The organism is Nodosilinea sp. LEGE 07298, from assembly GCF_015207265.1.
GTDB lineage: Bacteria > Cyanobacteriota > Cyanobacteriia > Phormidesmidales > Phormidesmidaceae > Nodosilinea.
The window spans coordinates 46,746-60,011 of record NZ_JADEXE010000006.1; the positions used below are offsets into that span (position 1 = coordinate 46,746).

Sequence of the window (13,266 nt, forward strand, 5' to 3'; positions counted from 1 at the left end):
AACAAAATTCGAGGTTCAAGCTTTCAACTAATTAATAATCAATTTCTTGGAACTAATGATCGGAGCAATTCATTGAAGATAAATTTAATGAAGCGATTTTAAAACACAGCTTTGACAATGGAGTACTTAAACTTTTCAAGCAGCAAATGCCTTTCCAATAATGCTTTTTGTTGAGTTCTTTCGCTCCGTAAATTTGATTTCTTGAGCAAGAGTGAATAAGCATTGCTTTTTCAATGACTCGATCTTGCCTGTGATTGAAAATGTAGAATCTTTGTTTTCATATGACAACAAGAAAAAAGCGTGAAAAGTCATGATTTTTTCTTTGAAGCTGGGTGACGGCAAAATCATTGGTTTCTTGATGATTTAGCCGTTTTGCAAGCAAGGAAAAGTCATAAAAAGCCAGTAATTTCTCAATTAGGTTGACGGATACCGGCGAATGAGCGAGGGTGGTAGACTTTTGGCATGAAAGACCTGCCGCTCTTGGAAGGCCTCAGTTCTGAGGAGAAAAATGCTCTGATCCGAATAGGCGACACAAGGTTATGCGCCCTGATGAATCAGGGGGTTCCTTTTTCGAGGTAAGCTCAGAAAGCTCGGCAGCGTGCTGCCAGCCATTGAAGCTTTAGCTAAAGCTCAATATCTAGGGCTTTTCGTGTTGACTGAAATATAGGGGCACTCTGGCCGTGAGTCAGTTGATGAGTGATGGCTTGGCAGTACTCTAGCGCCGCATAGTGGCCCTGGTTCAGGCGTTGGGCTTGCGCCGTTTGCCCCTGCCGGAGTATCCCCACAACGGAGAGAGTGGATTCTCCTTCTGAGGCAGCCAGCCGGGCAACGTCGGCATCGAGTTGTCTCCCCTGGGGCTCACCAGAGCCACCTTGGGCGACCTTAGAATAATGAGCGTAACGTTCCTTCCAGAGCTGCTGAAGCGCTTCATAACCAGTGAGGAGCTGCTGACACTGGGCCTGATTCATCGCCATTACTTGAGTCAGCACGACATCTTGGTCGGAGCGATACTCAATCTGTCGGTGCTTTTGAAGACCATTGATAGAGTAGGCAGGCCCCAGGCGGCGACCGGCAAAAGAATGGCCATCAACAGAATAGGAAATACCGATAAAGGCAGGCCCATCTCTAGGAGCTGAAGCGTTTCGCAGGTGAACCTCAATCCCCCTCGCTTTGAGCCGGGTTACCAGCATAGCCAAAGTGGAGCGGTCATTTGTAACACGGTCAATCTCATCCCAGAGCATTTCCTTGGGCAAGGTTTCGCCCGTGCGTTCTTTGCGCCGACATTCCCCAGTAGTAAGGTTACGGCGCTGGCTTGGTGGGGCAACAGCGAGAGGTTTGAGGCCCATCTCCTGCTCTAGCTGTCGAGCAAGACGTTGAAGGTTAAGCCTGGTAAAGCTGTCATTGACGCGATTTCCTTCTAAGTCAATGGCGGTGGTAGCAATGTGCCAATGCTGCACGCCATTGGCCGATTCCTTGTCGTGATGTTCGGTGACAAAGAAGGGGCAGCCCCCGTGGCCCATGCTGTCTAAGATTTTCAAGGAGATAAGGGCTATCTGGTGGGTATCAACGTGTTCGTCCGGTGGGAGACTAACCATCAGGTGAGCCATGGTCTGCTTTACCTGGCGAATCCGAGGGCGAGAGACGATCCAATCAAATTCACAAGCTAAATCCTTTGGGGTGCTCCAAGCCATGTTGGAGATGATGATGGGTTTGGCGCTACTGACCTTGTCCGGGTCGAGCAGATAAGAACAAAGCCCGTGGGCGTTGCTGCCTTTAACCATCTTGATGATCATAATTGTCCTCGCCTTGAATGACGGGGGTTAAGGTGCGCTGTATTTCAAGGTTCGACTGGTGTAGCTCTCTCAAGTCTTGGAGGAGAGAGTCGGGTGCTGTGGCGGCATACCGTTCCCCCAGGTCAGCCAATGCCTTATTCAATCGGCTGAGGTGGCTGTAGAGATCTCGATGGGACACTAACACGGGTGGGGGGCATAGGCCCAGCCTGCGGAGGAAGCTTGCCGATTTGGTTGGCTTAGCCGCCTGCTTGATGGCCTTGGCCTCAGCCTCAGAAACGTAGACAACGATGCGTTTAGGGCGTGAGATAGACATGACTGGCATAAGGGTGGTTAATAAATCTTTGCCCAAAGAAGTTGGGGCAAAATATTGGGGAGATATTCGCAAGCTACGATCAAAAGCAAGTTTAGAAAGGTAGTCCTCCAGATCATGATCATGCAAATCATGGAAGGAAATGCTCTGTTGCTGTTGTCAGTATAAATGAACAAAAAGGTGATTGTGTAATCACTACTTGCCAATAAAAATCTTATTGCGAGAAGCTGAATGGATGATGAAAGATTATTGAGAGTCACTGAATAGATGATGAAATCTTTGCTGGATAAAACTGAATAAAAGGCCACCCATAACTGGAAAGTCTACCGAGAGGCACTGAATAGGTAATGCAATCTTTTCTGGATAAAACTGAATAGATGATGAAAACCCTGCCGAGAGGCACTGAATAGATGTCCATCAATAATTGAAAATCCTGCCGAGGAGGCACCTAATAGATGAGAAACCTTTGCTGGATGACACTGAGTAGAAGGCCACCCAAACCGGAAAACTCTACTGAGAGGCACTGAATAGATGTCCATCAATAATTGAAAATCTTGCCGAGGAGACACCGAGTAGATGATGAAGCCTTTGCTGGATGACACTGAATAGAAAGCCACCAATAGCTGGAAAGTCTACCGAGAGGCACCGAATAGATGATGAAACCTTTGCTGGATGATACTGAGTAAAAGGCCACCAAAACCGGAAAACTCTACTGAGAGACACTGAATAGATGTCCATCAATAATTGAAAATCTTGCTGAGGAGATACTGAATACATGATGAAATCTTTGCTGGATGACACTGAATAGCAGGCCACCAATAACTGAAAGTCTACCGAGAGGTACTGAATAGGATGCCACCAATAACCGGAAAGCTTGCCGGAGAGACATTCAATAGATGATGAAAACCCTACTGAGAAACACTGAATAGATGATGAAAAGCTTGCAGGAAAGACACTGAATAGAAGTCCACTAGTAACCGGAAGACTTGCTGGTAGGATACTAAATAGAGGATGAAAGCCCCACTGATAAACAGTGTAAACATTTGCCCAATGACTTTTAAGTAACCAAAGGTGTTCTTATGGCTGTAGACGAGCCACTCAAGGAAAAAATCAATGAACATATTCTTGCCAATTCGCAGCAAGACTTGAGTAGTGCTATGACAGCCTATGAGGTTGTTGATACGTGTTTTAATTCGATTGCACTACTTAGGAGGAATAAGAGTGACTGGAAGGTTGTTACCACTCAAGTAGTAAATTCGTTTGAGGCTGTCACAGGTCAAAAGATTTCTATTAGTCCATCTACCCTGGAACGTTACTACTACGCAATCAAGGCTGCCACTAGTGGTAAGAAAAGGAAGAGGAGTAAGAGAAAGCCAAGTGTAGCCAAGCCACTGCCTGTAGTTGAATCTGTTGATGTAGTTGAAGCTGAAGCGATTAAGCTAGAGGCTGCTGCTGACATACCAAAAGACACTGTTGCTGTTCCCCGTAAAGGCAGAAAAAAAGCGGCGGCTGAAGAAGGAGGATTTCAGGTGCCACGGCGACCTGGCTTCATACCGCCTGTTCACTTGTAGAGAGTTAACCTGCTGTTTAGAGGGCTTATTCCATGTCAAATAGAACGGTCAATATTATCAATGGTGCGAAGGGTGGAACGGGTAAAACCCTGTTTGCCCGGTTGCTTTATGCGACCTTAGATCAAGCTGAGGCAAAAGTAGTGGGTATCGACTCCGACCAGGAGAACCCAGAGTTTTCATCATTCCACGCGGATCCAGAACGCTTTGCAGTGCCGACCGTGGATTGCCTGTCGCTAGATGGCGGCAAAAAACTGGTAACGCTGCTGTCAGGGGAAGTGGATCCATCCGTGGCCAGTCGTCTGCCAGCCTTAGCCCATCGCTGCCCCGCAGACGTGGTGATTTTGGACATGCCCGCCGCCTCAAGCACCCGATTGCGGGAGCAAATTGATGTCTTCGACCTGATTCCGGCCTGTGGCGAGATGGGGTATGGCGTGACGCTCATCAGCGTGATCAGCGCCAGCTACGCGCCGATAGAGTCAATGAGCCGAATGCTCGACTTTTGCGGTGACACGGTTCGCTGGGTGGTGGTTAAGAACCAGTATTTTGCCACTGAAGGCGTGAAAGACTCATTTTCGTTATGGGAGGAGTCGAAAGAACGAAAGCGAGTCAAGAAGTATGGCGGGGTAGAAATTGAGTTGCCTCGACTAGCCGATACCACCTTCAAGGCCATCCAAGCCAGCTACACCCCCTTCACATCCCTTGACAGCCTGCCCTTAGGTGACAAGCTGTTGGCACGGTCGTTTGTTCGGCGTAGTCGGGCTCAGATCGAGTCTGCAGGGCCATTGCTTGGTCTACCAACCCCTATGGTTGAGGCGGCGTAAATGGGGCAGCACAGCGTTGAGGATATCGCCAGTATTGAAACCGTTCTGCATGAACTGCTGCTGCGGATGGAAGCCCTAGAGCGAGTTCACCAGCAGGACGTTGCCCACATTCGTGTGAGTTTGGATCAATGGCAGGAGATCACGCAGAGCCTATCGCGGCTGCTGGAGGTGCGCACCCAAGAGACATCCGAGGTGAGCAGCGGCTACAGGACACTCGGCGAACACTTGGTCAGGTTCAGTCAATACTTGGTGTCATCAGAAGTGATGTTGAAGCGGGCGGAAGGGCCATTCACGACCTTAGCCACATCACTGCCCAGCTTGATAGTGGAGATGGAGAAACTCGGGAGCCAGGTGCACCAGCTGAACAACGATCCGCAGAGCGCAACCGAGGTCAAGGCGGAATTGCAGGCGCTGCGTCGTTTGATTCAGCGCAGCGCCAGCCAAAGAAGCGGAAGCGGAACGTCGATCTGGACTGAACTCGGGCAATGGAGAGCGGCGGTAGTATGGTTATTGCTGGGTGCAGCAGTGATGGGAGTGCTTCAGTACCTGATTTTTCGAGGCAGCGGGTTTCAGACAGCCCTTACCGACGTCCGCGCTAGTGGCGGAACGGTAGATCGCCGACTGGAGCGCATCGAAATTTGGCTGGGGATCGTCGAGGATGATTAGAGCAACGCGCCATCTGAGCTATAGAGGATGAGAACCTCTGACTTTTTATTCAAGTTATTAGATAAAGTAGGTAAGAAATTTTAAAAGCCTCTGGAATCATTTCCTGTGGATTGTTTAGGATTTTGACCTATATTTTTTGGGCGTTCTAAGATATGGCAGTAAAAGAGAAAGACGTGTTGGTTGGCAAAGATCTTCTAGCCAAGGTCAAAGAGAATGATGGCCGGAGCAAGCGGGAACTCGCTAAGGAATGCGGGTATTACACCGTCAGCAAAGATGGTCAGACCCGTGTGAACCTATCTGAGTTTTACGATGCCCTGTTGTCCGCTAAAGGCATTCAGCTTGAACCCCAGAAGGGTTCAGATGGTCGGGGCCGAGAAGCGTCCTACACCCTAACGGTGCACAAGAATGGCCAGATTGTGATTGGCGCAGCCTATACCCAAGAGATGGGGCTGAAGACGGGCGACGTGTTCAAAATTAAGCTGGGCTATAAGCACATTCACTTAGTTAAACTGGATGATGACGGCAATGAGGATGACACCTGATTTGATAGCGAAGCTGTGGTTTAGCTACGGGGTTGATAGAGACCTTCATTTTGGAGTTTTTCGGCTGCGAATTTGAGGAAGGGCTCGGTTCTCCCCTTGTTGTGGGTTTTGAGGGAATCATCCCCGAGGGACTTATTGAAGGCCTCAATGTCATCCTCAAGATCAGAGGTAATGGCTTTAATGGCGGCGGCATGAACGCCCACCGCCTTAAGTAAGGCCCCGGAGAACTTAACCGTCGCATCAGGATGTTCCTGAGCCCATAGTTGAGCGATCTCAAGCAGCCTCACCCCACGTTGATAGGGCTTAGTGCCTTGGGCCTTGTCGTGGCCATTGTCCTCCTCCTCAGCCCGAGCTGGTCTAGACGCAGCCGGTGCCCCCACCGCTGGCTCAGCCCCATTGCCCTCCCCCTCAAGGTCAAAGTTGAAAGCAAAGAAGCGCTGAGCGGCTTGAAGCTGATTAGGGTCATCAGCGATCGCCCTCAACTCATCCAGCATTGCCAATAGCCGCGCATGTTCAACCTTCAACGCCTTGAATTCCGAGTCATCGCCATTCCCGCCGCCAGAGCGAGCCAGCCGGTCAATCGTCGCCGCCTGCGCCGAGATGGTTTGAGCCTGAGTTGAAATTGTTGCCGCCTGAGATGAAATTGTCGCCCACACCGGGTCACCCTCCCCAGCCCCATTCACCTGCGGACTAGACGTTGTTTTTGCAGGAAGAGAATCAGCCACAATCAGCGCTCCTTGGGTTTCTATCGAGGATTGTTCAACCGGTGCATCCAGCTCATCAGGCGGCAAGGGAATCGGGCCACTCGCGGCCAGCTTCACCCCGCGAGCCGTGAGCGGCTTCCCATTTCGAGTGAGATAATACTGGTAGTAATGCCCCGTCACCGACGCATTGCCGGTGGTCGTATCATCGAGCAGGACGTGGCCGAGGAGATGCTGAGCCAGGCGTTGCTCCGCCATATTGGCCGGGCAAAAGAAATGGAGTGAGATCGGCACATAGACCGCCCGGCAGCGATGGATCGAAATATTGGTAAACCCTTGAGGCGTCGGCAGCACCTCACCGAGCACCTTGACCACCCGCCGATTCACGCGAGCATTGAGCGCCTCCATCCTGGGATCCTCCGAGGCGACCCCATCCAGGTCATGAATGTCAGCGGTGGCCCTGAGTTTTTCAATCGCCAGCAAAACATCCTGGGCAGGCACCAGCGTTAGCAAGTCATAGGCCGCCTTAGCGGCCTTCTGCTGCCCGGTAAAGCGCAGTAAGTAAGGATGCCCCTGGGGAATCAGCTGAGCCATCTCGCCCACATGAGGTTGGAGCTGCCCGAGGCTAACGACCTCCGTGTGTCGTCGTCCGGTGACGGCAGCGATCGCAATGATCAAGTCGATCGGGTCATTCGAGGCCAACAGGACATTAACTTTGCCCATATAGGCATCGAGGTCGACGGGTTGACGATCGTCCTGTCGAGCATTGGCATTTTGGGTGGTAGCGGCTCTGAGCTGGGCCTGCACCTCAATCGGGTAGGTGAACCCGTCTAAGGCATAGTGTCGCGCCTCAGAACCGCTGCTGGGCTCCCCTGGCAGCGGATTGCGCTTCGCCCACCGCCGAGGGTACGAGTTTTTGCCATTGAGGGTAATACGCCCCGCCTCAATCGCGGCCTTAATCGCTTTCGTATAGCGAGGGAAATAGACCGAATTGATACTGCTGCGGGGATAGGTCCTCTCCAAAAGCTCCTGTTCCGCCGCACAGAGGTGATCGATTGCCGCCTTCGTGTCAGTGCCAAGGGCATTCATCTCCACCAGCTTGGCCACGAGGATAGCGATCAACTCCTCCAGTTCTTTCTTGGTCAACTTCGTGCGATCGCCCTTATCGATGCGCGCCTCCATCGCGGCGACGATTTCGGCACGGGTGGTGTCGAAGGTTTGGGATAGAGAGGCCATAGCTGTTGTCGGAACGGTACGTTAGTGAGCGGCATCATCTACAAGGCTTAATTATAGCAGTCAATAAATCTATATCGGTCAACCTGGAGTTTTTTGCTAGTTGAGTTAGGCGTAGCCCGGACTGGAGGAGGTTAGGGGCATGGGTGATGGGTAGAATAGCCCCATGGAATTTCACCTCAGTCCCTGGTCTGTGCCGGGGGCTTTTTACTGCTCTGAATTGTCATACTGCGGTTCCTGGGGGTGAAAGCGGTTAGTCGTGATGAACACCTGCATGGTCTGAGCCACCTGTCGATCGCGCCTGAGCTTAGCCGCAGCTGTGGCCCCGTAGGAAGCGATCGCCTGCTTCAGCTCAGCGAGAGACGCGACAGGCCGCCCAAAGCCGCGAGAGACACAACAGCTCTTTCGGGGTTGAGGGCATAGCTCCAGGGGCAAGCAGGCCACCCCGCGCAGCTCTAGAACCGTCCTGACCTCGGCGATGCCGAGCAGCTGCCGAATCAGAGCCAGGTCAGCACAAGGGGTTGGCATCGGCATCGACAACAACTCCTGCCGCCGACGCACCATATTAAGGGCAGGGGGAGGCCCACAGGGGAGGGAGCCGCACCGTTCTGCCACGGCCTGCTACCGGGTCTAGTCAGTGGTGTCCTTGACCCCTGCCCCTGGGCCAGGCGACCAGCACCAGCAGGGGCCGTCCCAAAAAGAGCGCCAACGCAGCATGATTCTCCGTCGAGATGTCAATTCCCCCCTCTCCTGAATTCTTGCAACGCCTGGGTACGGCTCTCTATGGCGGCGCAGTCTGCCAGGGTCTTCAAGTTTATGCCCGCTGCAAACTGGCTAGCATCAGCGAGTTGATAAGTGTGTCCCACAAGCTGGTAGACAACAATCTGGCCGTTTTGCCAGAACCACACCTCAGGAACCCCCAGGGCTGCATACCGTTTCAGCTTGGTTTGCCCCTCACCTTTGATAACTACCTCAATAGAAAGATCAGGGCGTTCAGTGCGATCGCCAAAGCAATATGATTTATCACCCTGGGCACTGACAATGCCTTCCTGCTCCACAGTCATATCCTCGGTGGCAATGAAGTCGATACCCTGCTCTAGCAGCCATAGCTCTAGCAAGAAGCCCAAATTGCCCGCGATAATGCCGTGCTCTGGGGATACAGACAATAGCTCTACCTCTCCCTGGTAGTAAGACACACGCACCCCTGGAGAGTCGGCAAAGGCCGCTTGCAGCGCCTTAAATTGCTCCCAGGTGAGACTGGAATGCGTAAAGGTTTGGGGCTTGTCAACAGCAACTGTCATGGCTCACCACCTCGTGCTACCTCCATGCTAGTCGTTGTTAGCTCCACCGCCGCTAGAGCCGCCTCAAAACGGCAAAGCGCTGCCGATTTGAGGCGGGGCCACCGAGGGGGCCAGGTCGCGACAGGAGCGCGATCGCCACCTGGCCCAAAGTTGCGTTGCATTGATTTAGATATCTAGCGCCAGGTGGCCCAGGTCAGCGGCTAGGGCACCCGTGCGATTCCCCTCTGGGGACACTTCGTGAACGCGGCCACTGCCTCCCACGCACCTAGGTAGCCCAGCCCAGGAGGAGCGCAGGCCACCAACCGTAGGCGAGTTGGATAGCGGTGCCCAGGATGAGCCCGTGGCTGATCGGCTGCGGTGCCTGAGGGCTAGGCCGTAGGGTGACCACGCCCAGCCCTGTCAAGGTGGGGCTGATTCAGGGGCCGATCCCCTGGATTTACCGCTGGGCCTAGGACTAAAAGTCCAAGGTTCAAAGCCGAAATCCTCTTAAGAGGATTTTGGGCTGGCTGCCCCAGTCTGCTAAAGCAGACTTTCGCTGTGAGCCAAGGAGTTCACTCCCTGGTAGTTGTGGCCAAATCCCTTAACCTATAGGCGTTTCGGGAATAGCTTGGCCACCTTGACAGGGCTGGGTGACCACGCCCCAGATGGGCCAGTCAGTATCGCAGTCAATCACGATAGGGGCATAGTCTGGATTCTCAGGCATCAGCAGGATCTGCCCGGACTCTTGATGAAAACGCTTCACCGTCAGGTCGCCATTGACCACAGCAATGACCACGTTGCCGTGGTTAGGCATCAGCGCCCGATCCACAATCAGCAGATCACCACAGAAGATACCCGCCCCGATCATCGAGTCGCCCTTGACCCGCACGAAGAAGGTCGCGGCAGGATGGTGGATGAGATAGCGGTTTAGGTCGAGAGGCCCCTCAGCATAGTCTTCCGCTGGGGAGGGGAACCCAGCGGGGACAGTGACGATAAACAATGGAAAACGTCCTTCAGCGCAACAGCGGTAGAGCACCTGTAAAAGCCGCGTGTGCTAAGGATTTGAACCTCGGAGTGGAACTCGTTAGAGCAGTATAGTACAGATGAACTAAAATGCTTGTCGAGAATAAAAAAGCCTCCGGGCAGTGGCGGCTGACGTTGCACGGGTGTCCATAGGGCTAATCAGGGGTATCGACACAGAACCCCCATGGGCCAGCGGTGTCCATGGGGGTTCTGTAGGGGGATGTGAGAGTAAGGGTGCGATCGCGCTAGGTGGCCACCGCAGCGAGGGACTCAGCCGTAATAGGAGCACCGCGTCGCAACTCCTGCCATTGGGCCTCAATGGGCTGGTAGCTGCACACACAGACGACAATCCTGGTGTCGGTGTCAGGGCTGTTGAACTGCTGCACCTCAGCCACGACCCAGTCCCCATCCTTGCCGTGGGTGACACCGTTGCCGGGGTCGGCCAGGTTGGCGTACTCTCGCACCCGCTCACCAACGGTGGGCATTGAGTCGGAGTAATCATGCTCCTCCGCCAGGATAGAGGTGAGCCCTCCAGCGGGCAGCAGTTTGCGCTCCTCCCATCCAGGGGCACTCAACCCGTCTGCTCTGTAGATGATCCAGGTTTCGTTAGTCGCCATAGCGAGTGTCCTCAAAGCTGGTTTGTTCACCATAGAACACGCAATCGACCTTGGAGTATAAGGAGCGATCGCAGTGCTTTGCTTTGGATAGCCCTGAGGTTGTTCCTTCACCGGCCAGCACCGGCACCATAGGGCGGACGGATGAGGCCCACAGGGGGAAGTGCTCCAGCAACAGTCCCCAGGCTGCTGCGATTGGCCCGGTTGCGATTGCGGGGTTTCAGATGCCCGATGGCAGCTACCGGATGAGCCAAACCCAAGCGGCTGAGTGTGTCGGCAAGCAACAGCGGAACGCCGGACGCTTTTTAGAGTCAAAGGGCATCAAAGCCTTACGGGGTGAGGGTTATACGCCGGACACTATTGAGGTTGATCCAGCCGATCAAGTTAGGGGCCAGGCCCGATTCAATGCACGGCCCCTTGATGTGGTCAGTGCCTACTGGCTTTGGGAGGCATCTAAGGGCAACCAGCAGGCGATCGCGCTGTGCTATGCCCTAATGACCGAAACTCTAAAACGCCGCTTTGATGCTGTTTTTGGTGTGGAGCGCTCTGAGGGCGATCGCAATGCCCTGATAGCCCAGCGGTTAGAGCGAGCAGAGGCAGACCTAGCTGCCCTGAGTGAGGCCTATGCAGAACCCGATTTGCTCAGGATGGAGGTTGAGCAAATCGGCAACAGGTGCGCGACCTTGGCGGTGAGAAGGCAGTTGCCTGGAGAGCCTGAGGAAGGGGAGTGATGGGAAGAAGCCCCCGACTGGCCTTGGCCCAACCCGTGAAAAGGGTATAAAGAATAGGGATGCAAAACTGTAGCAGTCGCATATCAGAGGCGCGATCGCATTGCATTGTTTTGGATAGCCTTGAGGTAGTTTCATGCGGCGCGCAAGGCGGTCGAGAAGAGCGGTAGAGAGTCTTCTGCCTTCTTGACGCTAAACTGGGTCAGCCAAGTGACCCCTCCTTTCCTTCAGAATCGGTTTGTAGCCCCTGCCAGCGTTTCTCAGACGGGGGGGTGTCATGCCCGGTTCGGCGGCCCTGCCCCACTTGCCTCGGGGTTGCCTTTTCCCTTGGGTATGGCTAAGTATTATAGATATCCATCAGGAATATTGGCGGATACCTGTAAGAAGATATCAGATATCTGGAAAATTATACTAGATTAGCTGTATTGTGTTCCAGTGATGAGAGTGAAGAGTAATCTGGCGGTTTTGATGGCCCAGCATGCCCCCCCGCTAAACCAGGCTGAGGTGGCCAGGAAGTCAGGGGTTAGTCCTACCACGATCAATCAGCTGTATAAGAACACCTTGCAACGGATGGATCGTAGCCTATGCGAGCGGCTCTATAAGGCGTTCGGCTGGGGGCCTGGGGATCTCTGGGTGATGGTGGAGGATGGGGACGATGACTGAGCCGCCAGATGAGCAGCGCCGACTAGGAGACTTAACGACCCACTGGGTCACTGATGAGTCATGTTGCAACGCGATCGCGAAGAAGTACGGATGGAAACTTGAGGATGTGTGGCGAGACCGACAGGCTAGGGATGTGCTTCCGGTAAGATGCACATTCAGAGGGAGTTGTCAGTTTCCTTGTTATGGAGGGAAAGCAGATGAGTAGGATGGTGATTTTTAGGGCGTCTTGTGCCGAGCTGAGTCGGGCAAAGGTAGAGCCTCATTTCCCCAGCGGGTCATTCAGCGACATTCTGGCTCAGCACCTTGACTATTCAGATGGCCCCAGCCCTGAACCGGGCGATCGCCTGTCTGAGCATTGCGGAAATGGTCATCTGCAAGCGAGTTCATCACGGCCTGGGCCGTGGCGGGTTGTAGCCATAGATGAGTACGTGGGGAATACAGGGTGTGAACCCTTTGACTCGGTTGTCATCTGCTCCTGTGAATATGCGCCTATTCCTGATGAAGAAAATCTTTGGTCTCAAAACCAATTGGGCCAAGTGTCTGTAGACTCCTTTGGCGGCGATGCGGCGGCTTATGAAAACTGGAAGTCGAAACAGGCAGTACTAGCGTGAAGGCGATCGCCCTTAGCTACCCCAACGCGCGCACCAGAGAATAGATGAGGAGGCCTGAATGGGCGATCGCCCCCTCTTCTTTTAAAGCCGTGCCTCATCGGCCCCCCTTGATCGCCCGCCCTCCATACTCACCGAGAAGCACCCGACTGGCTATGCCCCAACCCGTGAAAAGGGTATAAAGAATAGAGATATAAAGTTGTAGCAGTTGCAGGCTAGAGTTTTTTGGCATTTGTTGCGTGCCACGATAAATGGCCACACGTTTCCAAAAGCCTTATTTCATGAGGCCTTTGAAGATGGCCATGAACGTGTTTCCGTTATCAACGGCGCGATGGTCAAAGACCGGCCCAAGGGGCCAACGCAGCGCATGGCTTGTTTCCCATGCGCTGCGATCGCCAGACGAGGAGAGCATTGGCGAGGCGTCTGCCTAGCCCTCGAATCTGAACCGGGTCAGCCAGTTGGCCCCTGCTTGGTTGCGCACCTGCTGAAGCTCAGCCTTGTACTGGCTCAGAGAGCTAGGATACCTCCCGGTTTCCCAACAGGTTCGCAGTTTTGATTTCCAGCGCTGCCCGAAGAAGTCCTTGGCCTGCTTCAGAGCGAAGTATTGGTGGTCATTCGCTTCAAACGTGGTGTTGCTCATGGTGCTTTTGGATGGGAAATAGGTCGAGGACGTTGCGATCGCGCAGGCCCCTAGGGGAGGGTTGCCCCAGGGG

16 protein-coding genes are annotated in these 13,266 nt (G+C 53.5%); 7 read left to right on the top strand and 9 right to left on the bottom strand.

Annotation, left to right across the window (positions count from 1 at the left end; all coding sequences use genetic code 11):
• Nucleotides 1-623: 623 nt before the first annotated feature.
• Together IQ273_RS01655 and IQ273_RS01660 are read right to left on the bottom strand one after the other, a co-directional pair.
• Complete coding sequence (locus tag IQ273_RS01655; protein WP_194021439.1) at nt 624-1,793, bottom strand: relaxase/mobilization nuclease domain-containing protein; 1,170 nt, start codon at nt 1,791-1,793, stop codon at nt 624-626.
• Entirely contained in the window at nt 1,774-2,106 is a 333-nt protein-coding gene (locus IQ273_RS01660) for a hypothetical protein (protein WP_194021440.1), read from the bottom strand. The genes IQ273_RS01655 and IQ273_RS01660 overlap by 20 nt, the downstream gene beginning before the upstream one ends.
• Before the next feature lie 1,076 nt (nt 2,107-3,182).
• On the opposite strand from IQ273_RS01660, the gene IQ273_RS01665 reads away from it, so the two are divergent.
• From IQ273_RS01665 to IQ273_RS01680, 4 genes are all read left to right on the top strand, one after another.
• Nucleotides 3,183-3,674 carry a hypothetical protein gene (locus tag IQ273_RS01665; protein WP_194021441.1) on the top strand — a complete coding sequence of 164 codons (492 nt, stop codon included), beginning with the start codon at nt 3,183-3,185 and terminating at the stop codon, nt 3,672-3,674.
• Between the two features lie 32 nt (nt 3,675-3,706).
• Nucleotides 3,707-4,495 carry a hypothetical protein gene (locus IQ273_RS01670; RefSeq protein WP_194021442.1) on the top strand — a complete coding sequence of 263 codons (789 nt, stop codon included), beginning with the start codon at nt 3,707-3,709 and terminating at the stop codon, nt 4,493-4,495.
• Complete coding sequence (locus IQ273_RS01675) at nt 4,496-5,161, top strand: hypothetical protein (protein ID WP_194021443.1); 666 nt, start codon at nt 4,496-4,498, stop codon at nt 5,159-5,161. It begins immediately after the preceding gene.
• 152 nt (nt 5,162-5,313) lie between these two features.
• Nucleotides 5,314-5,703, top strand: coding sequence for an AbrB family transcriptional regulator (locus IQ273_RS01680; protein WP_194021444.1), 390 nt, complete (start codon nt 5,314-5,316; stop codon nt 5,701-5,703).
• A 20-nt stretch (nt 5,704-5,723) separates the two neighbouring features.
• Here the strand turns inward: IQ273_RS01680 and IQ273_RS01685 are convergent, their stop codons facing one another.
• The 6 genes from IQ273_RS01685 to IQ273_RS01710 all read right to left on the bottom strand — a co-directional run bounded on the left by IQ273_RS01685 (nt 5,724) and on the right by IQ273_RS01710 (nt 10,557).
• The gene (locus tag IQ273_RS01685; protein WP_194021445.1) at nt 5,724-7,640 is read right to left on the bottom strand and encodes a protelomerase family protein; all 1,917 of its coding nucleotides are present in this window, start codon (nt 7,638-7,640) and stop codon (nt 5,724-5,726) included.
• A 204-nt stretch (nt 7,641-7,844) separates the two neighbouring features.
• Nucleotides 7,845-8,165, bottom strand: a complete 321-nt coding sequence (locus tag IQ273_RS01690) for a hypothetical protein (RefSeq protein ID WP_194021446.1) — start codon at nt 8,163-8,165, stop codon at nt 7,845-7,847.
• Nucleotides 8,166-8,371: 206 nt separating this feature from the next.
• The gene (locus tag IQ273_RS01695) at nt 8,372-8,938 is read right to left on the bottom strand and encodes a Uma2 family endonuclease (protein WP_194021447.1); all 567 of its coding nucleotides are present in this window, start codon (nt 8,936-8,938) and stop codon (nt 8,372-8,374) included.
• On the bottom strand, nt 8,935-9,099 hold the full coding sequence (locus IQ273_RS01700; protein ID WP_194021448.1) for a hypothetical protein: 165 nt from the start codon (nt 9,097-9,099) through the stop codon (nt 8,935-8,937). Before IQ273_RS01700 ends, IQ273_RS01695 begins: the two co-directional genes overlap by 4 nt.
• 419 nt (nt 9,100-9,518) lie before the next feature.
• Nucleotides 9,519-9,917 (bottom strand): LexA family transcriptional regulator, encoded by a 399-nt coding sequence (locus IQ273_RS01705; protein WP_228052218.1) that lies wholly within the window; start codon nt 9,915-9,917, stop codon nt 9,519-9,521.
• A gap of 268 nt (nt 9,918-10,185) precedes the next feature.
• The gene (locus IQ273_RS01710) at nt 10,186-10,557 is read right to left on the bottom strand and encodes a hypothetical protein (RefSeq protein ID WP_194021450.1); all 372 of its coding nucleotides are present in this window, start codon (nt 10,555-10,557) and stop codon (nt 10,186-10,188) included.
• 83 nt (nt 10,558-10,640) lie between these two features.
• Between IQ273_RS01710 and IQ273_RS01715 the strand changes: the two genes are divergently transcribed.
• From IQ273_RS01715 to IQ273_RS01725, 3 genes are all read left to right on the top strand, one after another.
• Nucleotides 10,641-11,285: a hypothetical protein gene (locus tag IQ273_RS01715; protein ID WP_228052219.1), complete on the top strand. Its 645-nt coding sequence runs from the start codon at nt 10,641-10,643 to the stop codon at nt 11,283-11,285.
• A gap of 435 nt (nt 11,286-11,720) precedes the next feature.
• On the top strand, nt 11,721-11,945 hold the full coding sequence (locus IQ273_RS35640) for a helix-turn-helix domain-containing protein (RefSeq protein WP_397196832.1): 225 nt from the start codon (nt 11,721-11,723) through the stop codon (nt 11,943-11,945).
• A 197-nt stretch (nt 11,946-12,142) separates the two neighbouring features.
• The gene (locus IQ273_RS01725) at nt 12,143-12,556 is read left to right on the top strand and encodes a hypothetical protein (RefSeq protein WP_194021453.1); all 414 of its coding nucleotides are present in this window, start codon (nt 12,143-12,145) and stop codon (nt 12,554-12,556) included.
• 424 nt (nt 12,557-12,980) lie between these two features.
• Here the strand turns inward: IQ273_RS01725 and IQ273_RS01730 are convergent.
• On the bottom strand, nt 12,981-13,266 hold a 286-nt coding region (locus IQ273_RS01730), incomplete at its 5' end, for a hypothetical protein (protein ID WP_228052220.1).

Bases quoted from the DNA above. Each gene is read 5' to 3' on its own strand.
- IQ273_RS01700 (WP_194021448.1), bottom strand. From the start codon at position 9,099: ATGCAACGCAACTTTGGGCCAGGTGGCGATCGCGCTCCTGTCGCGACC.
- IQ273_RS01660 (WP_194021440.1), bottom strand. From the start codon at position 2,106: ATGTCTATCTCACGCCCTAAACGCATCGTTGTCTACGTTTCTGAGGCT.
- IQ273_RS01680 (WP_194021444.1), top strand. From the start codon at position 5,314: ATGGCAGTAAAAGAGAAAGACGTGTTGGTTGGCAAAGATCTTCTAGCC.
- IQ273_RS01695 (WP_194021447.1), bottom strand. From the start codon at position 8,938: ATGACAGTTGCTGTTGACAAGCCCCAAACCTTTACGCATTCCAGTCTC.
- IQ273_RS01665 (WP_194021441.1), top strand. From the start codon at position 3,183: ATGGCTGTAGACGAGCCACTCAAGGAAAAAATCAATGAACATATTCTT.
- IQ273_RS01690 (WP_194021446.1), bottom strand. From the start codon at position 8,165: ATGCCAACCCCTTGTGCTGACCTGGCTCTGATTCGGCAGCTGCTCGGC.
- IQ273_RS01685 (WP_194021445.1), bottom strand. From the start codon at position 7,640: ATGGCCTCTCTATCCCAAACCTTCGACACCACCCGTGCCGAAATCGTC.
- IQ273_RS01670 (WP_194021442.1), top strand. From the start codon at position 3,707: ATGTCAAATAGAACGGTCAATATTATCAATGGTGCGAAGGGTGGAACG.
- IQ273_RS01675 (WP_194021443.1), top strand. From the start codon at position 4,496: ATGGGGCAGCACAGCGTTGAGGATATCGCCAGTATTGAAACCGTTCTG.
- IQ273_RS35640 (WP_397196832.1), top strand. From the start codon at position 11,721: ATGAGAGTGAAGAGTAATCTGGCGGTTTTGATGGCCCAGCATGCCCCC.
- IQ273_RS01725 (WP_194021453.1), top strand. From the start codon at position 12,143: ATGAGTAGGATGGTGATTTTTAGGGCGTCTTGTGCCGAGCTGAGTCGG.
- IQ273_RS01655 (WP_194021439.1), bottom strand. From the start codon at position 1,793: ATGATCATCAAGATGGTTAAAGGCAGCAACGCCCACGGGCTTTGTTCT.
- IQ273_RS01710 (WP_194021450.1), bottom strand. From the start codon at position 10,557: ATGGCGACTAACGAAACCTGGATCATCTACAGAGCAGACGGGTTGAGT.